The organism is Actinospica acidithermotolerans (assembly GCF_018139625.1).
Classification (GTDB): Bacteria; Actinomycetota; Actinomycetes; order Streptomycetales; family Catenulisporaceae; genus Actinospica; species Actinospica acidithermotolerans.
Genome location: NZ_JAGSOH010000110.1, coordinates 1 through 23,403, shown reverse-complemented (window position 1 = coordinate 23,403; position 23,403 = coordinate 1). Strand labels below are relative to the sequence as shown.

General features: G+C 72.1%; 21 protein-coding genes and 2 pseudogenes. 11 read left to right on the top strand and 12 right to left on the bottom strand.

From position 1 onward, the window contains the following. Positions 1-177 precede the first annotated feature (177 nt). The gene (gene groES, locus KDK95_RS27220; RefSeq protein ID WP_282971641.1) at positions 178-522 is read left to right on the top strand and encodes a co-chaperone GroES; all 345 of its coding nucleotides are present in this window, start codon (positions 178-180) and stop codon (positions 520-522) included. Positions 523-656: 134 nt separating this feature from the next. After that, on the top strand, positions 657-2,282 hold the full coding sequence (gene groL / locus KDK95_RS27215; protein WP_212521155.1) for a chaperonin GroEL: 1,626 nt from the start codon (positions 657-659) through the stop codon (positions 2,280-2,282). A gap of 615 nt (positions 2,283-2,897) precedes the next feature. Here groL and KDK95_RS38385 read toward each other — a convergent pair. Beyond that, positions 2,898-3,152, bottom strand: a pseudogene (locus KDK95_RS38385) (WhiB family transcriptional regulator); the annotation flags it as partial. A gap of 217 nt (positions 3,153-3,369) precedes the next feature. Between KDK95_RS38385 and KDK95_RS27205 the strand changes: the two are divergent. From KDK95_RS27205 to KDK95_RS27185, 5 genes are all read left to right on the top strand, one after another. Then, positions 3,370-3,633, top strand: coding sequence for a MerR family transcriptional regulator (locus KDK95_RS27205; protein WP_212521153.1), 264 nt, complete (start codon positions 3,370-3,372; stop codon positions 3,631-3,633). A 259-nt stretch (positions 3,634-3,892) separates the two neighbouring features. Next, on the top strand, positions 3,893-4,504 hold the full coding sequence (locus KDK95_RS27200; protein ID WP_034267954.1) for a response regulator transcription factor: 612 nt from the start codon (positions 3,893-3,895) through the stop codon (positions 4,502-4,504). Positions 4,505-4,658: 154 nt separating this feature from the next. Beyond that, positions 4,659-6,161, top strand: a complete 1,503-nt coding sequence (gene guaB, locus KDK95_RS27195) for an IMP dehydrogenase (RefSeq protein ID WP_212521152.1) — start codon at positions 4,659-4,661, stop codon at positions 6,159-6,161. Between the two features lie 65 nt (positions 6,162-6,226). Beyond that, complete coding sequence (locus tag KDK95_RS27190) at positions 6,227-7,333, top strand: GuaB3 family IMP dehydrogenase-related protein (protein WP_212521151.1); 1,107 nt, start codon at positions 6,227-6,229, stop codon at positions 7,331-7,333. 67 nt (positions 7,334-7,400) lie between these two features. After that, entirely contained in the window at positions 7,401-9,107 is a 1,707-nt protein-coding gene (locus tag KDK95_RS27185; RefSeq protein WP_212521150.1) for a glycerol-3-phosphate dehydrogenase/oxidase, read from the top strand. Between the two features lie 82 nt (positions 9,108-9,189). Here the strand turns inward: KDK95_RS27185 and KDK95_RS27180 are convergent, their stop codons facing one another. From KDK95_RS27180 to KDK95_RS27130, 11 genes are all read right to left on the bottom strand, one after another. Then, on the bottom strand, positions 9,190-9,594 hold the full coding sequence (locus tag KDK95_RS27180) for an SCO2583/SCO2584 N-terminal domain-containing protein (protein ID WP_212521149.1): 405 nt from the start codon (positions 9,592-9,594) through the stop codon (positions 9,190-9,192). Between the two features lie 120 nt (positions 9,595-9,714). After that, positions 9,715-10,995 carry a glutamate-5-semialdehyde dehydrogenase gene (locus KDK95_RS27175; protein WP_212521148.1) on the bottom strand — a complete coding sequence of 427 codons (1,281 nt, stop codon included), beginning with the start codon at positions 10,993-10,995 and terminating at the stop codon, positions 9,715-9,717. A 5-nt stretch (positions 10,996-11,000) separates the two neighbouring features. Continuing rightward, complete coding sequence (proB, locus tag KDK95_RS27170) at positions 11,001-12,101, bottom strand: glutamate 5-kinase (protein WP_372463394.1); 1,101 nt, start codon at positions 12,099-12,101, stop codon at positions 11,001-11,003. Positions 12,102-12,424: 323 nt separating this feature from the next. Then, positions 12,425-13,810 (bottom strand): GTPase ObgE, encoded by a 1,386-nt coding sequence (gene obgE, locus KDK95_RS27165; protein ID WP_212521146.1) that lies wholly within the window; start codon positions 13,808-13,810, stop codon positions 12,425-12,427. A 100-nt stretch (positions 13,811-13,910) separates the two neighbouring features. Next, positions 13,911-14,165, bottom strand: a complete 255-nt coding sequence (gene rpmA / locus KDK95_RS27160) for a 50S ribosomal protein L27 (RefSeq protein WP_212521145.1) — start codon at positions 14,163-14,165, stop codon at positions 13,911-13,913. 5 nt (positions 14,166-14,170) lie between these two features. Then, on the bottom strand, positions 14,171-14,488 hold the full coding sequence (gene rplU / locus KDK95_RS27155; protein ID WP_212521144.1) for a 50S ribosomal protein L21: 318 nt from the start codon (positions 14,486-14,488) through the stop codon (positions 14,171-14,173). A 233-nt stretch (positions 14,489-14,721) separates the two neighbouring features. Further along, on the bottom strand, positions 14,722-17,856 hold the full coding sequence (locus KDK95_RS27150; protein WP_212521143.1) for an Rne/Rng family ribonuclease: 3,135 nt from the start codon (positions 17,854-17,856) through the stop codon (positions 14,722-14,724). A 149-nt stretch (positions 17,857-18,005) separates the two neighbouring features. Continuing rightward, positions 18,006-18,770 carry a TIGR03936 family radical SAM-associated protein gene (locus tag KDK95_RS27145; protein ID WP_372463393.1) on the bottom strand — a complete coding sequence of 255 codons (765 nt, stop codon included), beginning with the start codon at positions 18,768-18,770 and terminating at the stop codon, positions 18,006-18,008. A 413-nt stretch (positions 18,771-19,183) separates the two neighbouring features. Beyond that, the gene (locus KDK95_RS27140) at positions 19,184-20,152 is read right to left on the bottom strand and encodes an SDR family NAD(P)-dependent oxidoreductase (RefSeq protein ID WP_212521142.1); all 969 of its coding nucleotides are present in this window, start codon (positions 20,150-20,152) and stop codon (positions 19,184-19,186) included. A 161-nt stretch (positions 20,153-20,313) separates the two neighbouring features. After that, entirely contained in the window at positions 20,314-20,805 is a 492-nt protein-coding gene (locus KDK95_RS27135) for a glutathione peroxidase (protein ID WP_212521141.1), read from the bottom strand. Between the two features lie 4 nt (positions 20,806-20,809). Further along, complete coding sequence (locus tag KDK95_RS27130; RefSeq protein WP_212521140.1) at positions 20,810-21,889, bottom strand: M48 family metallopeptidase; 1,080 nt, start codon at positions 21,887-21,889, stop codon at positions 20,810-20,812. Between the two features lie 126 nt (positions 21,890-22,015). Here KDK95_RS27130 and KDK95_RS27125 point away from each other — a divergent pair, with 126 nt between their 5' ends. From KDK95_RS27125 to KDK95_RS27110, 4 genes and pseudogenes are all read left to right on the top strand, one after another. Continuing rightward, positions 22,016-22,183: a hypothetical protein gene (locus KDK95_RS27125; RefSeq protein ID WP_212521139.1), complete on the top strand. Its 168-nt coding sequence runs from the start codon at positions 22,016-22,018 to the stop codon at positions 22,181-22,183. Between the two features lie 132 nt (positions 22,184-22,315). Continuing rightward, a complete protein-coding gene (locus KDK95_RS27120) occupies positions 22,316-22,462 on the top strand; it encodes a hypothetical protein (RefSeq protein WP_212521138.1) in 147 nt (48 codons plus the stop codon). Between the two features lie 90 nt (positions 22,463-22,552). Then, on the top strand, positions 22,553-23,200 hold the full coding sequence (gene nadD, locus KDK95_RS27115; RefSeq protein ID WP_212521137.1) for a nicotinate-nucleotide adenylyltransferase: 648 nt from the start codon (positions 22,553-22,555) through the stop codon (positions 23,198-23,200). Then, positions 23,197-23,403, top strand: a pseudogene (locus tag KDK95_RS27110) (hypothetical protein); the annotation flags it as partial. The gene nadD and the pseudogene KDK95_RS27110, both read left to right, overlap by 4 nt.

The window sequence follows — 23,403 nt, the reverse complement described above, 5'->3', positions numbered from 1 at the left end:
CCCGCATCCCCCGACGCCGACCCGTCCTTCCCTCCTACGCCGACCCGTCCTTCCCCCGACATTGGCACTCGGGTTGACCGAGTGCCAGGGACCGGCATAATCTGCGGACTGGCACACTCGACGTGAGAGTGCCAACGCGAACCCGTCCTCCTGGCACCCGCGACGACAGGATCCGGCCTGTTCGCCCTAGACACCGAGAACGTCTCCGAAGGAGAGGTCACGACCGTGGCTACCGTTGCCATCAAGCCGCTCGAGGACCGTGTGGTCGTCAAGCCGCTGGACGCCGAGCAGACCACCGCCTCCGGCCTGGTGATCCCGGACACCGCCAAGGAGAAGCCCCAGGAGGGCACCGTCCTGGCCGTGGGCCCGGGCCGCTTCGAGAACGGAAACCGCCTGCCCCTGGACGTCAAGGAAGGCGACGTCGTCCTGTACTCCAAGTACGGCGGCACCGAGGTCAAGTACAACGGCGAGGAGTACCTCGTCCTGTCGGCGCGCGACCTGCTCGCCGTCGTCAGCAAGTAAGGCTCGCGAGTACTCCGCGCGCGGCAGGCCGCGTTCCGTTCCGCCACGTTCTTCACCCGTGAGCGCGGCGGGGCGCGGCCTTCTTCAGTGCGGCCCCGCCTTCCGCAACCCCCAGGACAGAAGGGACTTGGCTCATGGCCAAGCAGCTGCAGTTCGACGAGGACGCCCGCCGCAAGCTCGAGCGCGGCGTCAACGCCCTCGCCGACGCGGTCAAGGTGACGATCGGCCCCAAGGGCCGCAACGTCGTCATCGACAAGAAGTTCGGCGCGCCGACCATCACCAACGACGGCGTGACCATCGCCCGCGAGGTCGAGCTCGAGGACCCGTACGAGAACCTCGGCGCCCAGCTCGCGAAGGAGGTGGCGACCAAGACCAACGACATCGCGGGTGACGGCACCACCACCGCGACCGTGCTCGCCCAGGCCATGGTCCGCGAGGGTCTGCGCAACGTCGCCGCCGGCGCCCAGCCGGTCGCGCTCAAGCGCGGCATCGACGCGGCCGTGAAGTCCGTCTCCGAGGCGCTGCTGGCCTCCGCCAAGCCGGTGGAGACCAAGGAGGCCATCGCGCAGGTCGGCGCCATCTCGGCGCAGGACAAGGCGATCGGCGAGCTCATCGCCGAGGCGATGGACAAGGTCGGCAAGGACGGCGTGATCACCGTCGAGGAGTCCAACACCATGGGCCTCGACCTGCAGTTCACCGAGGGCATGCAGTTCGACAAGGGCTACCTCTCGCCGTACATGGTCACCGACCAGGAGCGCATGGAGGCCGTCCTCGAGGACGCCTACATCCTGATCAACCAGGGCAAGATCTCGGCCATCGCCGACCTGCTGCCGATCCTGGAGAAGGTCGCCCAGGCCCGCAAGCCGCTGCTGATCATCGCCGAGGACGTGGACGGCGAGGCGCTCTCCACCCTGGTCGTGAACAAGATCCGCGGCACCTTCAACTCGGTCGCGGTCAAGGCCCCCGGCTTCGGCGACCGCCGCAAGGCCACCCTGCAGGACATCGCGATCCTGACCGGCGGCCAGGTCGTCTCCCCCGAGGTCGGCCTCAAGCTCGACCAGGTCGGCGTCGAGGTGCTCGGCACCGCCCGCCGGGTGACCATCACCAAGGACGACACCACCATCGTGGACGGCGCGGGCGACGCCGCGGCCGTGGCGGACCGGGTCAAGCAGATCAAGGCCGAGATCGAGAACTCGGACTCGGACTGGGACCGCGAGAAGCTGCAGGAGCGGCTGGCCAAGCTGGCCGGCGGCGTGTGCGTCATCCGCGTCGGCGCGGCCACCGAGGTCGAGCTCAAGGAGAAGAAGCACCGTCTCGAGGACGCGATCTCCGCGACCCGCGCCGCGGTCGAGGAGGGCATCGTCTCCGGCGGCGGCTCCGCGCTCGTGCACGCCTCCGTCGCGCTGACCGACGGCCTCGGCCTGGAGGGCGACGAGGCGACCGGCGTCGGCGTGGTCCGCAAGGCCATGGTCGAGCCGCTGCGCTGGATCGCCGAGAACGCCGGCCTCGAGGGCTACGTCGTCACCGACAAGGTCTCGCACCTCGAGGTGGGCCACGGCCTGAACGCCGCCACCGGCGAGTACGTCGACCTGATCTCGGCCGGCGTCATCGACCCGGTCAAGGTCACCCGCTCGGCGCTGGCCAACGCCGCGTCGATCGCCTCGATGCTGCTGACCACCGAGGCCCTCGTGGTCGAGAAGCCGGAGCCGGCCGAGGAGCCCGCGGGCGGCCACGGCCACTCGCACGGCCACAGCCACTAGGCACCGCGCGCCGCCGGCGGTCCGCAGGGCCCGCCGGCGGCGCCGTACGCGAAGGCCCCGACTCCGTTTTCCGGAGCCGGGGCCATCGCGTTGCCGCGGCGGGCCGGAGTGACCGGTGCCAGCACAGGGAGCCCGGCGCCCGCATCCGTGGCGGCTCAGACCTTCGCGGGCGTACGCGAGTACGCGAAGGCCCCGACTCCGTTTTCCGGAGCCGGGGCCATCGCGTGCCGCGGCGGGGCCGGGGAGCCCGGCGCCCGTGCCCGTGGCGGCTCAGACCTTCGCGGGCGTACGTTTCTTCGAGTTGCCGCCGGACTTCGCAGGACTCTGCTTCGCCGGCTTGCTCGCGGCGACCCGCTTCCTGGGCAGGTTCGGCTTCGCGACGGGGGACTGGGACTTCTTCGGCCCGGAAGACAGCTTCGGAGCCAGCACGTCGTCCGCCGCCACGGCCGCGGCGGACGGTTCGGGCTCGGCCTCGCGCAGCCGCGGCTCGGCGGCCGCTCTGGCCAGCTCGTGCTCGCGCAGCATCTTCTCCTTGAGGACCGCCTTCTCGGCCATCGCCGCCTTCTCCCGCACCGCCCGGGCCCGGGCCAGCGCTTTCTGCCGCTGGTAGTGCAGCTCGCGCTCCTCCTCGGTCATCCCGCCCCAGACGCCGTACGGCTCGCGCACCCGCAGCGCGTGCTCCGAGCACTGCTTCTGGACCGGGCAGTTGAGGCAGATCTCCTTGGCCGACTGCTCCCGAGCGGCCCGGGCCGCGCCGCGCTCGCCCTCGGGATGGAAGAAGAGCGAGCTGTCCTTTCCGCGGCACAGGCCGCGCAACTGCCAGTCCCACACATCGGCGTTCGGCCCCGGCAGCCGGGAGTAGTCCGCCATGAGTGCTCCTTGAGTGATCCAGTGATTGGACGACCAGTGAACAGGGGTTCCCTGGATCGAGTGGATTTGTCGGTATGGGCTCTATACCCACCCCTTGCTTCGGTATGAACCCGCTATGGCGACGCAGTTCGAACGGCTCAGTCCCGACCCTCCGAATGGCGCAGCCGACCCCCCGGCGCACGCCTGCCGGGTTCCCGCCCCTCGCCGTGCTGACCAGGTGTTTCCATACTCCCGCGGGCGGCGCCCTACCACCGGTTGCGGCCGCGCGGAGGCCGCAGGAAGGGCCGGGATCGCGCCCAGCACGCTGCGCGGCTGGGAGGCGCGGCGGCTCGTCGGCCCGAGCGGCGCCGGCGGTTACACGCCATACGACATCGTCCGGCTGGAGGCGCTCTCCCGGCTGGTGCGCGCCGGTCTTCCGGCGGCCGCGGCCGCGCGGCGGCTGGACGAACTCGCCGCCGGCGGGGGGCGCACTGCGGGATGATCCCGGACCAATCCGGTCCTACCCTCCCCGAACCGGCCCGTCAGGGGCTATGTTGACTACAGCACTCGGTGATCGCTCACTCGCATGGCGTAGTGGCCGCTCGGGCCCGATCGCTCGAAAAGGTGATCACCGGTACGCGCGTAAATCGATCATGAGCAGCGGCGCGTCGAAAAAATCGGTGAGTCGGTGCGTAACGCTTTCGGGTGACGCTCGTTGAGTCTGACGGATCCTGGTCCGCAGTGCGTGGAGGCAACCCCTTATGACGTCCATCTTGGTCTGTGACGACTCACCCCTGGCCCGTGAGACCCTGCGCCGCGCGGTAGCCACCGTGCCCGGCGTCGACCGGGTCACCACCGCGAGCAGCGGGGAGGAGGTGCTGCGCCGCTGGACGGCCGACCGGGCCGACCTCGTCCTGATGGACGTGCGAATGCCCGGACTCGGCGGTGTCGAGACGGTGCGGCGGCTGGTCTCCAGCGACCCGACCGCCCGCGTCGTGATGCTGACGATGGCCGAGGACCTCGACGGGGTCGCCCTCGCCGTGGCCTCCGGTGCCCGCGGCTACCTGCACAAGGACGCGTCCCGCGCCGAGCTGCGCGCGACCGTCTCGCAGGCCCTGGCCGACCCGACCTGGCGGCTGGCCCCGCGCCGGCTGCGCCCCGCCGAGGTGGGGTCCGCGCCGACCCTCACCGCGCGCGAGATCCAGGTGCTCGAGGGCATGAGCCACGGCCGCTCCAACGCGGAGATCGGCCGCGACCTGTTCCTGTCCGAGGACACCGTGAAGACCCACGCGCGCCGGCTCTTCAAGAAGCTCGGCGCCTCGGATCGCGCCCACGCGGTCGCTCTGGGGTTCCGCTGGGGACTGGTCAGGTGACCGCGACCACTGCCACGATGGGGCAACGCTTCGCGGCCCAAGGATTCCGCTGGGGACTGGTGCGCTGACGGATTCGCGGGAAGCGGTAAGGGGTACCGCGCGGCGACGTTAAACTGGAGTGCATCCCATTACGTCGCCGCCGGGAGGCCGTACCGTGTCCGCATCCGACGCTTTCACCGAGAAGTTCGCCCTCGAGGGGCTGACCTTCGACGACGTCCTGCTCGTCCCAGCGGTATCCGATCTGGCGCCGGGTGACTCCGACACCACGTCCCGGCTGACCCGGAACATCTCCGTGCGCACCCCGCTGGTCTCGGCGGCGATGGACACGGTGACCGAGGCCCGGATGGCGATCGCGATGGCCAGGCAGGGCGGCGCGGGCGTGCTGCACCGCAACCTCCCGCCGGCCGCGCAGGCCGCGCAGGTCGACCTGGTCAAGCGCTCCGAGTCCGGCATGATCACCCAGCCGGTCACGGTCTCCCCGGACGCCACCCTCGCCGAGGTCGACGAGCTGTGCGCGAGGTACCGGATCAGCGGCCTGCCGGTGATCGACGCCGCCGGGCTGCTCATCGGCATCGTGACGAACCGCGACCTGCGCTTCGAGAGCGACCTGAGCCGGCGCGTGCACGAGGTCATGACCAAGTCCCCGCTGGTGACCGGCAAGGTCGGCACCACCGGCGCCGAGGCGATGCGGCTGATGGCGGCGCACAAGATCGAGAAGCTGCCGCTGGTCGACGACGAGGGCCGGCTGCACGGGCTGATCACCGTCAAGGACTTCACCAAGACCGAGCAGTACCCGCTGGCCACCAAGGACGCGGACGGCCGCCTCGTGGTCGGCGCCGCGGTCGGCGTCGGCGAGGACGCCTACCGGCGCGCGATGGGCCTGGTCGAGGCGGGCGTGGACTTCGTCGTGGTGGACGTGGCGCACGGCCACTCGCGGGCCCTGTGCGAGACCGTGGCCAAGGTCAAGGCCAACGCGGGCGTCGACGTCATCGCCGGCAACGTGGTCACCGCCGCCGGCGCGCAGGCGCTGATCGACGCGGGCGCGGACGCGGTCAAGGTCGGCGTCGGCCCGGGCTCGATCTGCACCACGCGCGTGGTCGCGGGCGTCGGCATGCCGCAGATCACCGCGATCTTCGAGGTGACCAAGGCGGCCCAGCCGGCGGGCGTGCCAGTGATCGGCGACGGCGGCCTGCAGTACTCCGGCGACATCGCCAAGGCCCTCGCGGCCGGCGCCGACACCGTGATGCTCGGCTCGCTGCTGGCCGGCTGCGAGGAGTCGCCCGGCGACCTGATCTTCATCAACGGCAAGCAGTACAAGCAGTACCGCGGCATGGGCTCGCTCGGCGCGATGTCCTCCCGCGGCAAGGCGGACGGCGTCTCCTACTCCCGCGACCGCTACGCGCAGCAGGACGTCAGCTCCGACGACAAGCTGATCCCCGAGGGCGTCGAGGGCCAGGTGCCCTACCGCGGCCCGCTCTCCGCGGTCGCGCACCAGCTGATCGGCGGCGTGCGCCAGGCGATGTTCTACGTCGGCGCGCGCACCATCGGGGACCTGCAGCGAGCGCAGTTCGTGCGGATCACCTCGGCCGGGCTCAAGGAGAGCCACCCGCACGACATCCAGATGACGGTCGAGGCGCCCAACTACCACTCGCGCTGACTGGCCGTCACCGTCGGGCTCGGTACGCTGAGGTGTAAGCCGTACCAAGGCGAGAGGACGAAGCGTTGACTGAGGTGGAGATCGGCCGGGCCAAGCGGGCCCGACAGGCATACGGCCTGGACGACGTGGCGCTGGTGCCCGCGCGGCGCACCCGCGATCCCGAAGGCAGCTCGATCACCTGGCAGATCGACGCCTACGAGCTCGAGCTGCCCTTCCTGGCCGCGCCGATGGACTCGGTGGTCTCCCCGGCCACCGCGGTCGCCATCGGCCGGCTCGGCGGCGTGGGCGTGCTGGACCTCGAGGGCCTGTGGACCCGGTACGCCGACCCGGCGCCGCTGCTGCGGGAGATCGCCGAGCTGCCCGCCGAGCGGGTGGTGGCGCGGCTGCGCGAGATGTACGCGCAGCCGATCCAGGAGGAGCTGATCGTCCAGCGGATCAAGGAGATCCGGGCCGCCGGCGTCATCGCGGCCGGCTCGCTGACCCCGCAGCACACCGCGCAGTACGCGAAGGCGGTCGTGGCCGCCGGCGCCGACCTGTTCGTGATCCGCGGCACCACGGTCTCCGCCGAGCACGTCTCGCAGCGGGCCGAGCCGCTCAACCTCAAGCAGTTCATCTACGAGCTCGACGTCCCGGTGGTGGCCGGCGGGGTGGCCACCTACAAGGCCGCGCTGCACCTGATGCGCTCCGGCGCGGCCGGCGTGCTGGTCGGCTTCGGCGGCGGCTCCTCGCTGACCACGAAGAACGTGCTCGGCATCGCGGTACCGCTGGCGACGGCGATCTCGGACGTGGCCGCGGCCCGGCGGGACTACATGGACGAGTCCGGCGGCCGCTACGTGCACGTCATCGCGGACGGCTCGATGGGCGGCAGCGGCGAGATCGCCAAGGCCATCGCCTGCGGCGCCGACGGCGTGATGATCGGCTCCCCGCTGGCCCGCGCGGTCGAGGCCCCCGGCCTCGGCTACCACTGGGGCCACGAGGCCTTCCACGGCGAGGTCCCGCGCGGCACGCGCACCCACCTCGGCACGGTCGGCACGCTGGAGAGCATCCTCGTCGGGCCCTCGACCACCGCGGACGGCACGATGAACCTCTTCGGCGCGCTGCGCCGGGCGATGGCCACCACCGGCTACTCGGACCTCAAGGAATTCCAGCGCTGCGAACTGACCGTCCGCTAGCGCCGCCTCCCGGCCGACCTGACCGGGTCGTCCTGCGCCGCAGAGGGTTGGGACCTAAACTCGTGCCATGCAGCTGAGCGCGAAGCTAGGTCCCGACCAGCGGCTCGAAGCGCTGGAAGCGATGGCACAGCAGAACCTCGACGTGCTGGTGGTGGGCGGGGGAGTGGTCGGCGCGGGCTGCGCGCTCGACGCCGCCACCCGCGGCCTGGCCGTCGGGATCGTCGAGGCGCACGACTGGGCCTCCGGGACCTCGAGCCGCTCCTCGAAGCTGATCCACGGCGGCCTGCGCTACCTCGAGATGCTGGACTTCCGGCTGGTGCGCGAGGCCCTGAAGGAGCGCGGCCTGCTGCTCGACCGGCTGGCGCCGCACCTGGTGCGCCCGGTCCCGTTCCTCTACCCGCTCAACGGCCACGTCTGGGAGCGCGCGTACGCGGGCTCGGGCGTCGCCCTCTACGACGGCATGAGCGTCTCCTCCGGCCACGGCCGCGGCCTTCCCGCGCACCGGCACCTCACCCGACGGCACGCGCTGCGCATCGCTCCCTCGCTGCGCAAGGACTCGCTGGTCGGAGCGATTCAGTACTATGACGCGCAGGTCGACGACGCCCGCTTCGTCGCCACCCTCGTGCGCACCGCCGCGAACTACGGCGCCCACGCGGCGAATCGGGCCCGCGTCGTGGCCTTCCTGCGCGAGGGCGAACGCGTCGTCGGCGCCGTGGTGCGCGACGAGATGTCGGGCCAGGAGTACCGGATCCGCGCCTCGCAGGTCATCAACGCCACCGGCGTGTGGACCGACGACGTGCAGGAGATGGTCGGCGAGCGCGGCAAGTTCCACGTGCGCGCGTCCAAGGGCGTGCACCTCGTCGTGCCGCGGGACCGGATCCAGTCAGAGTCCGGCATCATCCTGCGCACCGAGAAGTCAGTGCTCTTCATCATCCCGTGGGGCCGGCACTGGATCATCGGCACCACGGACACGGACTGGAAGCTGGACAAGGAGAATCCGGCCGCGACCGCCGCGGACATCGACTACGTCCTCGCGCACGTCAACAAGGTGCTGAACACGCCCCTCTCCCGCGAGGACGTCGAGGGCGTCTACGCGGGCCTGCGCCCCCTGCTCGCCGGCGAGTCCGAGGAGACCTCGAAGCTCTCCCGCGAGCACGTCGTCGCGCACGTGGTCCCCGGCCTCGTCGTCGTCGCGGGCGGCAAGTACACGACGTACCGCGTCATGGCGGAGGACGCCGTCAACGCCGCCGTCCACGGCCTGGACCAGCGCGTCCCCGCCTCGTGCACCGACAACGTCCCCCTGGCCGGCGCCAGCGGCTACGCGGCCCAGTGGAACTCCCGCGCCAGGCTCGCCAACGGCAGCGGCCTGCACGTCGCCTGGATCGAGCACCTCCTGCGCCGCTACGGCACCCTCGCCGTCGAGCTGGTCAACCTGGTCCAGCAGAACCCGGACCTGGCCCAGCCCCTCGACGGCGCCGAAGACTACCTCCGCGCCGAAGTCGTCTACGCCGCCACCCACGAGGGCGCCCTGGACCTCGAAGACGTCCTCACCCGGCGCACGCGCATCTGCTTCGAGACCTTCGACCGCGGCGTCCGCGCCGCCCGTCCCGCCGCCGAACTGCTCGCCACCGCCCTCGCCTGGGACAAGGACCGCACCGAATCCGAGATCGCTTCCTACGGGTCCCGCATCGCCGCCGAGCGCGCCGCCCAGGACCAGCCCAGCGACGAGGAAGCCATGGCAGCGGCGGCGGCCGCTGCGGGTTCGGGCGGCTAGGCCCTGTCCTGCGCCGTGCGAGCGAACGCGTAAGACGCGTAAGACACCGCGGGCTGATCCGGCGCCGGTTTCACGGCACGGCCTAGTGGAACAGGCCGAGGGAGACCGGGAGGGCGGCGGCGAGGGTGAGCAGGCCGCCGAGGATCCAGACCGAGCTCGGTCGCAGGGACCTGAGATGTCTGGATGGGCGCACGGTCCAGGACACGCCGGGGGCGGGGGCGCGGGGGGCGCACTCCGCCGCGTGGCGGCGCCAGGTCGCCTCGAGCAGGCGGGTCTGCGCGGTCGCCTCGTGCACGTGGGCGGCGCGGACGAAGGACTCGTCCAGCGGGACATGATCGATCTCTTCGGACCACGGGGTCACCGTGGCGGCAGGCGCCGGAGCCGCCCATACGAAGTCGCTTTCGGGGGCCCCGCAGTGTCGGCTGCGCTGCCCGGGAATGCGGCCTGGCTCCGAGGCGCCGTTGCCTGAAAGCTCGCTATCGGCCATTGCCGCACTGTAACCGAATTGTTGCTAGATCAGTAGGGTCCCGCGCGCCTCTGGCGTGTTTCCGCAACCAGGTCGAACCGTTGGACGTCGGCCGATCTGATCACATTCCCTACTCCTTGATCAGGTATTCGCGTTCTTCGCGCGCGTTTGGCCTTCGCCGATCACGATGTACTTCGTGCTCGTCAGCTCGGGCAGCCCCATCGGGCCTCTGGCGTGCAGTTTCTGGGTGGAGATGCCGATCTCGGCGCCGAAGCCGAACTCGCCGCCGTCGGTGAAGCGGGTGGAGGCGTTGACGATCACGGCGGCGGCGTCCACGCGCGCGGTGAATGCGCGGGCTGCCGCCTGGGAGCGGGTGATGATCGATTCGGTGTGCGAGGTCGAATAGCGCCGGATATGCGCCACGGCGTCATCCAAGGAGTCGACGATCGCGGCCGCGATATCGAGCGAGAGGTATTCGTTCTCGAAGTCGGCTTCGCGCGCCGGGACCACGTCCGCGGAGTACGCCGCGACCCTTGCGTCGCCGTGCACGGTCACGCCCTCGGCGGCCAGCGCCTCAAGCGCGCGCGGCACGAACTCATCCGCGATGTCCCGGTGCACGAGCACGGTCTCGGCCGCGTTGCACACGCTCGGGCGGTGCGTCTTCGAGTCGATGAGCAGCTCGATCGCGAGGTCCGGGTCGGCCTCGGCGTCGACGTAGACGTGGCAGTTGCCGACGCCGGTCTCGATCACCGGGACGATCGCGTTTTCCACGACGCTTTTGATCAGCGCTGCGCCGCCGCGCGGGATCACGACGTCCACGAGACCGCGCGCCCGCAGTAGTTCGGTCACCGAGTCGTGCGTGTCGCCGGGCACGAGCTGTACGGCGTCGGCCGGGAATCCGTTGTCCGCCAAGGCTTCGCGGAGCACCTCCACCAGCGCCGCGTTCGACGCCTTCGCGGACGACGAGCCGCGCAGCAGCACGGCGTTCCCCGACTTCAGGCACAGGCCGGCCGCGTCCACGGTCACGTTCGGCCGCGCCTCGTAGACGATGCCGACCACGCCGAACGGCACGCGCACCTGCCGCAGTTCGAGGCCGTTGGCAAGCGTCGAGCCGCGCACGACCTCGCCGACCGGGTCGGCCAGCGCGGTGATCGCTCGCAGCGCGTCGGCGATCGCGCCGATCCGCGAGGTGGTCAGCGTCAGCCGATCGAGGATTCCGGGATCGACGTTCGCGGCGACGGCGCGCCGGCAATCCGAGGCGTTCGCCGCGATGATGTCCGGCGCGTGCTTCTCCAGCGCGTCGGCCATCGCGCGCAGCGCGCGGTCCTTGTCCGCGCGGGTGCGCACCGCCAGGTCCGCCGCCGCGATACGCGCGGCAGCGGCCGCCTCCGTCACCGTCTGAGCCATCGACAGGTTCCCCATCCGGACTACGTGTGGAAGGCCACGAGGTCGTCCCGGTGGACCACCTCGCGCTCGTATTGAGCGCCGAACTGCGCGGCCAGGTCACGGGTCGAGCGGCCGAGCAGCGCGGGCAGCTCGGCGGCGTCGTAGTTCACCAGGCCGCGGCCGATGAGCGCGCCGTCCGGACCGCACAGGTCCACCGGCTCGCCGGCCGTGAAGCTGCCGGACACGCCCGTGATCCCGGCCGCCAGCAACGAGGATCCGCGCTCGGTCACCGCGCGCACCGCGCCCTGATCGAGCGTCAGCACCCCGCGCGCCGTCGTCGCGTGCGCGAGCCACAGCCTGCGCGCGCCGCCGCGTTCGCCGGTGCGGTGGAAGTAGGTGCCGACCTCCTCGCCGCGCAGCGCACGCGCGGCGTAGGCGGCCGTGGTCAGTATCACCGGGATGCCGGCGCCGGTCGCGATGCGCGCGGCCTCGACCTTCGTCACCATGCCGCCGGTCCCGACGCCCGCCTTGCCGACCGAGCCGATCGACACGCCCTCGAGGTCCTGCGGGCCGCGCACCTCGCGGATCGGCGCGGTTCCCGGCGTGCTCGGGTCCCCGTCGTAGAGCGCGGCGACGTCCGAGAGCAGCAGCAGCAGGTCGGCGTCGACGAGGTGCGCCACGAGCGCGGCCAGCCGGTCGTTGTCGCCGAAGCGGATCTCCTGCGTGGCGACCGTGTCGTTCTCGTTCACGATGGGCACCGCTCGGAGCTCCAGCAGCTTGTTCAGCGTGCTGACGGCATTGCGGTAGTGCGAGCGGCGGGTGACGTCGTCGGCGGTCAGCAGCACCTGCCCGACGCGGCGGCCGTAGCGCGCGAACGACGCCGTGTACCGGGCGATCAGCAGGCCCTGGCCTACGCTCGCCGCCGCCTGCTGCTTGGCCAGGTCCCGCGGACGCTTGGCGAAGCCCAGCGGCGCCAGGCCGGCCGCGATGGCGCCCGAGGAGACGAGCACGACCTCCGCGTCCGGCGCGTTCTCGACGATCGCGTCCACCAGCGCGTCCACGCGGCTGCCGTCCAGGCCGCCGGCCGTCGTGGTCAGCGACGAGGAGCCGACCTTGACGACGATCCGGCGCGCACCGGCCACCTCACGCAACGAGCTCACCCGCCTATTCTGCCCGGCGTCCGACCTGCGGACCAAGCCGTTTCACACTCTGGGCCGGGGCGGTGCGCCCCGGCCGTGGCGCATCCCGGCCGCCATACACCTGGCCACGGTGGCGTCCCGGCGTGGCGCATCCCGGCCGCGGTACATCCGGCCACGGTGGCGTCCCGGCGTGGCGCATCCCGGCCGCGGTACACCTGGCCACGGTGGCGTCCCGGCGTGGCGCATCCCGGCCGCGGTACACCCCGCCATGTTGGCGTCCCGGCCGTCGCGGTCCCGGCCGCGGTGCATCCCGGCCGCCGTGCGCCTCAGCCGTACAGCCGGTCGTCCGAACCGCGCGGGCCGAGGTGCTCGGCGCCGCCGGACAGGGTCGGGCGCCAGTCGAAGACGACCGCGTCGTCCCCGTCGCCGATGACGACCTCGTCGCCCTCGTGCGCGCCCATCTCCAGCAGCGCCTGCTCGACGCCGAGCTTGTACAGGCGCTCGGCCAGGTAGCCCACGGCCTCGTCGTTCTGGAAGTCCGTCTGCTTGATCCAGCGCTCGGCCTTCTTGCTGTGCACGACGTAGTGCTCGTCCTCGAAGGTGAGGGTGAAGGGCACCTCGTCCACCGCCTTCGGACGCAGGATGATGCGCTCCTGGACGACTTCGGGGCGCTCGGCGCGGGCCCGCTCCACGATCTCGGCGAGCGCGTAGCCCAGCTCCTTCAGGCCCGCGTGGCTCACCGCGGAGACCTCGAACACGCGCAGGCCGCGGCCCTCGAGCTCGGCGCGGACCATGTCGGCCAGCTCCTTGCCGTCGGGGATGTCCGTCTTGTTGAGCACGACCAGCCGCGGACGCTCCGTCAGCTTGCCGTACTCGCCGTGCTGGTCCTCCGGGATCTTCGCCTCGTACGCGGCCAGCTCGGCCTCGATCGTGTCGAGGTCGCTGATCGGGTCCCGCTCGGACTCCAGCGTCGCGCAGTCGAGGACGTGCACGAGCACGGCGCAGCGCTCGATGTGCCGCAGGAACTCGTGGCCCAGGCCCTTGCCCTCGCTGGCGCCCGGGATCAGGCCCGGCACGTCGGCGATGGTGAACACGTGGCCCGCGGACTGCACGACGCCCAGGTTCGGCACCAGCGTGGTGAACGGGTAGTCGGCGATCTTCGGCTTGGCCGCGCTCATCGCGGCGATCAGCGAGCTCTTGCCGGCGCTCGGGTAGCCGATCAGGGCCACGTCCGCGACCGACTTGAGTTCGAGCACGTACTCGCCCTCCTCGCCCTCCTCGCCGAGCAGCGAGAAGCCGGGGGCCTTGCGCTTGGTCGAGGCCAGCGCGGCATTGCCGAGGCCGCCGGTGCCGCCCTGCGCGAGCACCAGCTGCGTGCCGGCGCCGACCAGGTCGGCGACCAGCTCGCCGTCGCGCGTCTTGACGACCGTGCCGCTGGGCACGGGCAGCACCACGTCGGCGCCGTTCGCGCCCTGCCGGTGGCCGCCCGCGCCGGGACGGCCGTTGCCCGCGGTGCGGTGCGGCGAGAAGTGGAAGTCGAGCAGCGAGGTGACGCCGGCGTCGACCACCAGCACCACGTCGCCGCCGCGGCCGCCGTTGCCGCCGTCCGGGCCGCCGAGCGGCTTGAACTTCTCCCGGTGCACGGAGGTGCAGCCGTGGCCGCCCTTGCCCGCGGCGACGCTGAGCACCACCCGGTCGACGAAGCTGGCCATCGGAAACACTCCTTGGAAGAACTACGGGGACTGCGGGAAAACGACAAGCCGGGCCCAGTGGACCCGGCTCACCGTTGAAGCTCTGTGCTGCGGACGCGGATCAGGCGACCGGCACGATGTTGATGACCTTGCGGTCGCGGTACACGCCGAACTGGACCGCGCCGGCGGTCAGCGCGAACAGCGTGTCGTCCTTGCCGCGGCCGACGTTCACGCCGGGGTGGAAGTGCGTGCCGCGCTGGCGCAGGATGATCTCGCCGGCGTTCACCGTCTGGCCGCCGAAGCGCTTGACGCCGAGCCGCTGAGCGTTGGAGTCGCGCCCGTTCCGGGTGGACGAGGCGCCCTTCTTGTGTGCCATGTCGGTTACTTCTTCCCGGTCTCGATGGACGTGACCTTGACCTGGGTGTACTTCTGGCGGTGGCCCTGCCGCACCCGGTAGCCGGTCTTGTTCTTGTACTTCAGGATGTCGATCTTCGCGGCCTTGACCTCGGCGACGATCTCGCCGGAGACCTGCACGCCCTCGAGCACCCACGGGTCGGAGGTGACCTGGTCACCGTCCACCACGAGCAGGGTCTTGAACTCGACGGGGGAGCCGGGCTCGCCGACGATCCGGTCGACCTCGACGATGTCGCCGACGGCCACCTTGTGCTGCCGTCCGCCACTCTTGACGATCGCGTACACGATTTGCCACTTCCCGCCCGCGGTTTCGGCCGCGGGGCTCACTCTGGCCAGCGCGCAGCTATCTCCCGACTGCGGATGGGGTTCATCGCACGGAGTCTGCCAACGCGAGGCTGGTCAACAAGAGGTGCGATCGCAGGCCGAAGGCCGGGATACACCGAAGCTCTAGGTTACGTTCCGCCCCGCATGCGAGTCAAAACGAGCATGCGGGGCGCAACTGCGTACTGCTGCGCAGGTCAGGCGGACGGCGCGCCGGCCGGCCGGGACGCGGCGCGGCGGGCCCGGCGGCGCGGGCGGCCGGAGTCGGCGAGCGCGTCCTCGAGCGCGTCCGGGTCGTCGGCGTGCGCCTTGAGGTTCAGCGGTTCGGCGGGCTCGGCGTCCGCGGCCTGCTGCGGCGCCTCCTCCGGCTCGGCCGACGGCGCCGCGGCGGCCTCCGTGCCCTCGTCGGGCGTCGCGGCCTCGGCCGGCTCAGCCTCGGCGACGGGCGAGGCCTCCGGCCCGGCCTGGCCCTGCGTCTGCTCGGCGCCGTCCGCGGCCTCGTTCGTCGCGGCGCGGCCGGCCACCTTGCGGCGGCGGCGTCCGCGGCGGCCCTCGCCGGACTCCTCGGTCCGCTCGCCGGCCTCGTCCGCGGCCGCCGGCGACTCGCCGTGCGGCTGTTGCTGCTGCTTCTGCTTCGACGAGCCCTGCTGCTCCGGCTTGCGGCCGTTGTGCTCGATCGGCTCGGTGTGCACGATCACGCCGCGGCCGTTGCAGTGCTCGCAGGGCTCGGAGAAGGCCTCGAGCAGGCCCTGGCCGACCCGCTTGCGGGTCATCTGCACCAGGCCCAGCGAGGTGACCTCGGCCACCTGGTGCTTGGTCCGGTCCCGGCCCAGGCACTCGAGCAGCCGGCGCAGCACCAGGTCCCGGTTGGACTCCAGCACCATGTCGATGAAGTCGATGACCACGATGCCGCCGAGGTCGCGCAGCCGCAGCTGCCGGACGATCTCCTCGGCCGCCTCCAGGTTGTTCCTGGTCACGGTCTCCTCGAGCGAGGACGAGCCCTGGCCGGTGAACTTCCCGGTGTTGACGTCGATCACGACCATGGCCTCGGTGCGGTCGATCACCAGCGAGCCGCCGCTGGGCAGCCAGACCTTGCGGTCCAGCGCCTTCGCGAGCTGCTCCTCGATCCGGTAGACCGAGAACGCGTCCGTCTCGCTGGTCCAGTGCTCGACCCGCTCGGCCAGCTCCGGGGCCACGCCGCTCAGGTACTCGTGCACCGTCTTGTACGCGGTGTCGCCGGAGACGATCAGCTTGCTGAAGTCCTCGTTGAAGATGTCGCGCACCACGCGGACCGTCAGGTCGGGCTCGCCGGACAGCAGCGCGGGGGCCGAGGCGGTCTTCGCCTTGCGCTCGATCTCCTCCCACTGCGCGACCAGGCGGGCCACGTCCTGCGAGAGCTCCTGCTCGCTGGCGCCCTCCGCGGCGGTGCGCACGATGACGCCGCCGTCCTCGGGGACGACCTTCTTCAGGATCTGCTTGAGCCGCGCGCGCTCGGTGTCCGGCAGCTTGCGGCTGATGCCCATCATCGAGCCGCCCGGGATGTAGACCAGGAAGCGGCCCGGCAGCGAGATCTGGCTGGTTAGCCGGGCGCCCTTGTGGCCGATCGGGTCCTTGGTGACCTGCACCAGCACCGACTGGCCGCTCTTGAGCGCGGACTCGATCCGGCGCGGCTGGCCGCTCAGGCCCGCCGCGTCGAAGTTGACCTCGCCCGCGTAGAGCACGGCGTTGCGGCCCTTGTTGATGTCGACGAACGCCGCCTCCATCGAGGGCAGCACGTTCTGCACCTTGCCCAGGTACACGTTGCCGACGTACGAAACCGAGGACTCGCGGTTGACGTAGTGCTCGACCAGCACGCCGTCCTCGAGCACGCCGATCTGGGTGCGCCCGGCGGTCTGCCGCACCACCATCACGCGCTCGACGGACTCGCGGCGGGCCAGGAACTCGGCCTCGGTGATGACCGGCGTGCGGCGCGAGCGGGTGGCCCGGCCCTCGCGGCGGCGCTGCTGCTTGGCGACCAGCCGGACGGAGCCGCGCAGGCCCATCACCTCGTCGCCGGTGGCCACCGAGTCGGGGGATCCGGCCGAGCGGCGCTGGCGCGGCTCGCGCACCTTGACCACGGTGTTCGGCGGGTCGTCCGAGCTCTCCGCGCCGCCCGAGGCCAGGTCCTCGGCGGTCTGCCGACGGCGCCGGCGACGGCGGCGACGGCTGGTCTCCTCGGGCAGGTCCAGGGCCTCCGGGTGCTGCGCGGAGGGCTGCTCGCCGTCCTCGCCCTTGTCCTCGGCGTCCTCGCCCTGCTCGGCGGAGGCCTCGACGGGCTGCGCGGACTCGCCGCGGCGGTTGCGCGAGCGGCGGCGCCGGCGGTTGCCGCCGCTCGCCGAGCCCGCGGACGCCTCCTCGGCGTGCTCCTCGTCCTGCTCGGGCTCCTCGGCGGCCGCGGCGGGCTGCGCCGGGACCGAGGCGGGCCGGAACGGCGTCACGCTGACCGGGGCCTGGAACAGGTTGCCCGACCAGGACGGCGTGGCGCCGGACGCGGCGAACGGGGAGACCGCGGGCCGCGCGGCCTGCTCCTCCTCCTCGGCGACGGCCTCCACGGCCTCGGCCAGGCCCTCGGCCTCGTCCTCATCGAGATCGTCCGGAATCGGCACGACCACGATCGGCGCCTCGGCCGCGGGCTCGGGGGTGCTCTCGGGCGCGCTGGCGGCGCGCTTGGCGGCCCGCTTCGCGGCGCCGGCCTTGCGGGTGCGCTTGGCGTTGGCCAGCGACTTCGAGCCGGGCTCCTCGGCGGCGGCCTGCTCGGCCACCTGCTCGGCGGGGGCCTCGGCCACCGGGCTCTCGGCGGGCTCGGCCGCCGGCGCCGCGGTCTCGGGCGCGGCGACGTTCTCCGGCGCCCCGGCGGCGCGGGAGGCGGCCCGCTTGCGGGTGCGCCGCGGCGAGGCGGCGGGCGCCTGCTCCGCGGGAGCCTCCGGCGCGCTCTGCGCGGCGGCCGGCGCGGCCGGCTGCTCGGGGGCGGGGGTCTCGGCGGGCTCGGCGGCCTGCTCGGCCGGAGCCGCGGTCTTCTTCGCGGCCCGCTTGCGGGTCGCGCGCTTGACCGGGGCCGGCGCCTGCTCGGCCGGCGCGGACTCGTCCTGCTGCAGGCCGGTGTGCGCGAGCTCGGCGCTGGCCGAGGCCACCGCCGCGCCGATCGCCGAATCCGGCGCGCCGGCCGGTCGGCTCGCGGCGCGCCTGCGGACCCGCTTGGCGGGCGCCGCCGCGGACTGCTCCCCGGCGTTCACGTCACGTCCTGCGGCGGACGTGCTCTCGTTCTCGTTGTTCTCAGGCTCATGATCGAGCATTCGGGCGGTTCTCCCGTCATGGCCCCCGGGCGCTCGGGGCGCGTCTCCCGCTTACCGCGGGAGGGCGTCGGCGCCGCACAGGGGCTCGTCGTACGCAAAAGTCGTGGCGGCTCGGAACGCGTGGTCCGCACACCGGGCCGGTCGGAAGGTCATTTCCCGGGCTGTGGGACTTCCACACCCGAATCGACCGCCGTCGGCCCGGAAGCCGGCGAAGCGCCGCGCTCCGGGGCTGTCGGCACGACCTCCGGATCAGCGCTCAGCAGCAAGGTCAGCGGTCCCTGCGCCAGCCGGGTCACCCTGGGGGGAACCGGAGGCACCAGGTCCGCGACCGCGCCGAGGCCGGTCAGCACATCGTCGGGACGCACCGCGGGGGTGGTATGCCGGACAACCACTCGCAGTATCGCACACACGGACGGCAGGTCGTCGAGAGCGACGAGTTCGGCCACGGCCGCCCGCGCGTCGAAAGTGCGCATCCCGTTCTTCGTCAGCCGCTGGACGTCCACCTGTTCGGCCGCCAGGAACGCGGCCGCGGCGGCCCGCGCGTGGGCCGGGTCCACCTCCGGCAGCTCGATCCGCCAGACGGAGGCCTCCAGGTAGTCGGCCAGCGAACCGCCCTCGGACTCGTCCACCGCGAGGATGTCCAGGTCGGGCGGCAGCGCCTCGTCCAGCGAGCCGCGCAGCCGCTCCGGCTCCACCCGCTCGGAAAGGCCCAGCTCCACGTACTCCGCCTCGCTCGCGGTGCCGGTCGGCGCGGCGCCGGCCCAGGAGATCTTCGGGTGCGGCGTGAAGCCGGCCGAATAGGCCATCGGCACCGCGGCACGGCGCAGCGCGCGCTCGAAGGCGCGCTGGATGTCGCGGTGGCTGGTGAACCGGAGCCTTCCCCGCTTGGCGTAGCAGACGCGCACGCGCTGCACGACCGGGGGCGGCGGGGGGCCGTCGGGGGTCTTCGCGGGCAGTGGACTCACCGTTTCCGTGTCAGGAGGTCTGCGCCCAGGGTGACACGAAGGGCGCGCCGAGCGGAAAAACGCGCGCACAGGAGCCGCGCGGTCTCGGTCGGTTGAGCGCGGCGTACCGCACGCGGCCTGGGTCAGCCGAGCGCGGCGTACCGCACGCGGCCTGGGTCAGCCGAGCGGCGTACCGCACGCCGGTGGCCTCGATCGGCCGAGTGCGGCGTACCGCACGCGGTCTCGGTCGGTTGAGCGCGGCGTACCGCACGCGGTCTCGGTCGGTTGAGCGCGGCGTACCGCACGCGGTCTCGGTCGGTTGAGCGCGGCGTACCGCACGCGGCCTGGGTCAGCCGAGTGCGGCGTACCGCACGAAGCCTAGGTCAGCCGAGCGCGGCGTACCGCACGCCGGTGGCCTCGGCCGAGGCCACCCACAGCTCGCGGCACAGCTCCGGGTCCCTGGCCGGCCCGCTCGCCCCGGCCACGGTCGGCGCCCCGCGGAGACCGCCGGGGCCGCGCGGCCCGAAGAAGCGGGTGCCGGTCAGGTCCGGATCCTCGCCGCGCACCCGGGGCCGCGCGCCGCCCGCCTTCAGCGCCGCCTTCGCGGTCGCCGCGAACAGGATCGGCCGGGCGCCCTGATCCGCCGACTGCGCGAACAGGTCCGTGCCGTGCCGCATCAGCGGGCCGAGCACCTTGCGCGCGCCGCCCTCCGTACGCGCCATCAGATCCGAGCGTGCCACGCCCGGATGCGCGGCGATCGAGCACAGCCGGCCGTGCGCCCGCCGGTCGAGTTCGAAGGCGAACATCAGGTTCGCGAGCTTGGAGCGGCCGTAGCCGAGCCAGTTCGAACCGTGCGGCAGGATCTTGAAGTCCGTCAGCTCGTTGCGCACCGCGAGCTTGTGCATCACCGAGGTCACCGTCACCACGCGCGGCTGCTCGGCCGCCAGCAGCAGCGGCAGCAGATGACCCGTCAGGGCGAAGTGCCCGAGGTGGTTGACGCCGATCTGCACCTCGAAGCCGTCCGGGGTGTGCCCCGGCGGCGGCGCCATCACCCCCGCGTTGTTCACCAGCACGTCGAGCTCGCCGGCCCGGTCGGCCAGCTCCGCCGCGGCCTCCTCGACCGACTCCAGGCTGGCCAGGTCCAGCCGCACGAACTCCGCCCGCGCCGCCGGATGCGCCGTGCGGATCCGCTCGATCGCCGCCCCCGCGCGCTCCGCGTCCCGGCAGGCCAGCAGCGTGCGCGCGCCCGCGCCCGCCAGCTGCTTCGCCACCGCGAATCCGAGTCCGCTCGACGCCCCGGTGACCAGCACCGTACGTCCGGACAGGTTCTCCACCACCTTCGTCGCCCCCACCAGGTCACGCCGATCGCGCCGGCGCGGAGGAAGGAGTCCGTCCCGCCGGTGCCCGAAGGCGGCCCGCGAATGCCGCCCTCGGCTCAGCCTTACCGCTTTTCCCCGGTTGTCAACTGCCCGGCGCGGCCGGCAGGCCCCTCCCGGCCGCGCCCGGCATCCGATCAGCCCAGCAGCTTCTCGATCGCGGCGACCACCTCGGGGGAGTCCGGGGTGGTACGCGGGCTGAACCGGGCCACCGGCTCGCCGTCCGCGTCGATCAGCCACTTGGCGAAGTTCCACGTCACGTCGCCGGCCTCGCCGCTCTCCTGCTCGGCGACCGCGGTCAGCTCGGCGAAGACGGGGTGCCGTCCCTCGCCGTTGACCTCGATCTTCTCGAACATCGGGAAGGTCACGCCGTAGGTGGTCGAGCAGAAGGTCTCGATCTCCTCGGCGGTGCCCGGCTCCTGCGCGCCGAACTGGTTGCACGGGAAGCCGAGCACGGTGAAGCCGCGCTCGCCGTACGTCTTCTGCAGCTGCTCGAGCGCGGTGTACTGCGGGGTCAGACCGCACTTGGAGGCCACGTTGACCACCAGCGCCGCCTTGCCCAGATGCGCGCCGATCGTCGAGTCCTGACCGGCCAGGGTCTTGACCGGGATCTCGCTGACACTGCTCATCCGACTAATCCTCCGAATCCTCGGGTTCGGCGCCCGCCCGGTCCTGCGGACCGTTCGGACCCCACTTGCGGTACATCTTCTCGCCGAGGCGATCACCGACCGCGCCCGCCTCGCGCATGAAGTCCCGCACCTTCCCCATCAGCGGGTCCGAGCTCGTGCGAATTCCCTCGTTGTACGAGTCGAAGGCGTCCTTCGCCGCCGCCCGCGCCGACGCGCTGCCGTCGTCCGACCTGCGCGGATACTCGCCGGTCATCACCCGCGCGTAGGCGCCGGAGTCGATCCACCTGGTCAGGTCGAGCGCGCGCACAGAGGGGAACGGGTGCGTCATCTCCCGGGTGATCGAGAAGCGCAGCAGCGAGTCGCGCAGGTCGCCGGTGGACTCGTACTCGCGGCCCTGCTCGATGAACGACATCGGGTTCATCTCGTGCAGGTGCGCGCCGCCGGCCAGCTTCATGTGCGTGCGCACCGCGGCCTCCACGTCCTGGCTGACCAGCAGGCCGGCCCGGTCGCAGGAGATCTCCGCCTTGCGGAACCACTCGAGCAGCGCGGTGATCAGCGCCTGCAGCCCGAGGATGCCGCCCGGCAGGGCCGAGGCCGCGCCGGTCAGGTTCAGCAGCCAGATCAGCATCGTGCGGTACACCGCGTGCCCGGAGAAGGCGTGCCCGAGCTCGTGGCCGATGACGAAGCGCAGCTCCTCCTCGTCCAGCAGCTCGACCAGGCCCGTGGTCAGCACGATCACCGGCCGGTCCATCCCGATCGTCATCGCGTTGACGACCGGGGTCTGCTGCACGAACAGCTCGGGCGCGTTCTCCTGGTCGAGGATCCGGCAGGCGTCGGCGAGCAGCCCGTCGAGCCGCGGGAACTGCTGCGGCGAGACCTGCACCGCGTTGCCGAGCAGCAGCAGCCGCACGCGTCGCTCGCCGATCAGCCCGTTCAGCATCTTCAGCAGCGAGTCGAATCCGGCCAGCTTCCGCAGCGCGGTCAGCGCGGCGCGGTCCGCCGGGTGCTCGTACGCGCGCGAGCTGATGCCGGGAAAGGTCTTGCGGACGCGCGCCGGGACGGCGTCCTGGGTCTCGACGGGCATGGCCGGAAAACCCCCTCGTTCTCAGTGGCGCTCTGTGGCGGGATGCACACCCGCCAACCGAACATACCGACCCCGCGCGTTGTGCGCTGAAACTCGGGCCTACTCTCTTGAGGTAACCGGAAACGAGTGAGGACGACCATGCTCAACTACCTGGCGGACCTGAATTCGGACAGCGCCCCTCCCGGGATCTTCCTGAAGATCTACATCATCGGCGGCTTCTGTCTGGTCGCCGGGATCGCGTGGTTCGTGCTGCGCGGATACGTCAAGTCGGGTGACAAGGACGACGAGAAGTAGCCCGACGGCCACCCCGTCGGCGCCGCCCGCGGGCCCCGGCCCTATATTTGTGCGCGCGGCACCGGCCGCCGAAGCGACCCACCGGGGCCTGACGAGCAGTCAGCGCCGCACCGAGACGAAACGAGCGCTGCGATGAACGCACACCTGCTGTCCGTGGTGGCCGAGGGCACCACGCCGAACCGCTACTCCGGCATCAACCCGACGCTGAACGCCGCCGTCGTGATGGGCCTGTTCCTGGTGCTGCTGTTCCTGGTCACCCGGCTGAACAAGGACAAGTAGCCCTGAACCGGGACGTTCTCGTCCACCGGCCGGATCCGGCCGGCGGACGCCTGGACGTCCGTTCGGCGATTCGAGGTAAGGTCGGGACGCATGAACGGCTTCGGCGACGCACCGCGGCCTGAGCGGCGCGTCCGGCTCGGCGTGATGGGCGGCACCTTCGACCCCATCCACCACGGCCACCTCGTGGCCGCCAGCGAGGTGGCCTCGCTGTTCTCGCTCGACGAGGTGGTCTTCGTGCCCACCGGCGAGCCCTGGCAGAAGACCGAGCGGGCCGTCACCGCGGCCGAGGACCGCTACCTGATGACGGTCATCGCCACCGCCTCCAACCCGCGCTTCTCGGTCAGCCGCGTGGACATCGACCGCGGCGGACCCACGTACACCGTGGACACCCTGCGGGACCTGCGCCTGGAGCGCGGACCCGAGGTCGACTTCTTCTTCATCACCGGCGCCGACGCGCTCGGCCAGATCTTCTCCTGGCGGGACGCCGACGAACTGGTGGAGCTCGCCCACTTCGTCGGCTGCACCCGGCCGGGGCACACGCTGACCGACCCCGGGCTGCCCATGGGCAAGGCCTCGCTGGTGGAGATCCCCGCGCTGGCGATCTCCTCGACCGCGTGCCGCGAGCGCGTCCGCCGCGGCGAGCCGGTGTGGTACCTGGTTCCCGACGGCATCGTCCAGTACATCAACAAGCGCAGCCTCTACCAGCCCGAGCGGTCCGCCGAGGAGTTGCCGACATGAGCGGAGGGACGGGACGCCGTCGCAAACCGCCGACGGGCGAGGAGGGCGGCGGCGAGCAGTACGCCGCGCCGCAGCCGCCGGCGGAGCCGTACCCGCAGTACCAGACGTACCAGCAGCCGGCCCCGGAGTCGTACGACTACGACTGGCGGCAGGAGAGCGCCGGCGGCGTCTACGACACGTCGGCGTTTCGGTCGTCGCAGGGC

Bases quoted from the DNA above. Each gene is read 5' to 3' on its own strand.
- nadD (WP_212521137.1), top strand. From the start codon at position 22,553: ATGAACGGCTTCGGCGACGCACCGCGGCCTGAGCGGCGCGTCCGGCTC.
- KDK95_RS27180 (WP_212521149.1), bottom strand. From the start codon at position 9,594: ATGGCCGATAGCGAGCTTTCAGGCAACGGCGCCTCGGAGCCAGGCCGC.
- obgE (WP_212521146.1), bottom strand. From the start codon at position 13,810: ATGGCCAGCTTCGTCGACCGGGTGGTGCTCAGCGTCGCCGCGGGCAAG.
- KDK95_RS27135 (WP_212521141.1), bottom strand. From the start codon at position 20,805: ATGAGCAGTGTCAGCGAGATCCCGGTCAAGACCCTGGCCGGTCAGGAC.
- KDK95_RS27185 (WP_212521150.1), top strand. From the start codon at position 7,401: ATGCAGCTGAGCGCGAAGCTAGGTCCCGACCAGCGGCTCGAAGCGCTG.
- KDK95_RS27200 (WP_034267954.1), top strand. From the start codon at position 3,893: ATGACGTCCATCTTGGTCTGTGACGACTCACCCCTGGCCCGTGAGACC.
- KDK95_RS27120 (WP_212521138.1), top strand. From the start codon at position 22,316: ATGAACGCACACCTGCTGTCCGTGGTGGCCGAGGGCACCACGCCGAAC.
- groL (WP_212521155.1), top strand. From the start codon at position 657: ATGGCCAAGCAGCTGCAGTTCGACGAGGACGCCCGCCGCAAGCTCGAG.
- rpmA (WP_212521145.1), bottom strand. From the start codon at position 14,165: ATGGCACACAAGAAGGGCGCCTCGTCCACCCGGAACGGGCGCGACTCC.
- KDK95_RS27130 (WP_212521140.1), bottom strand. From the start codon at position 21,889: ATGCCCGTCGAGACCCAGGACGCCGTCCCGGCGCGCGTCCGCAAGACC.
- KDK95_RS27150 (WP_212521143.1), bottom strand. From the start codon at position 17,856: ATGCTCGATCATGAGCCTGAGAACAACGAGAACGAGAGCACGTCCGCC.
- KDK95_RS27175 (WP_212521148.1), bottom strand. From the start codon at position 10,995: ATGGGGAACCTGTCGATGGCTCAGACGGTGACGGAGGCGGCCGCTGCC.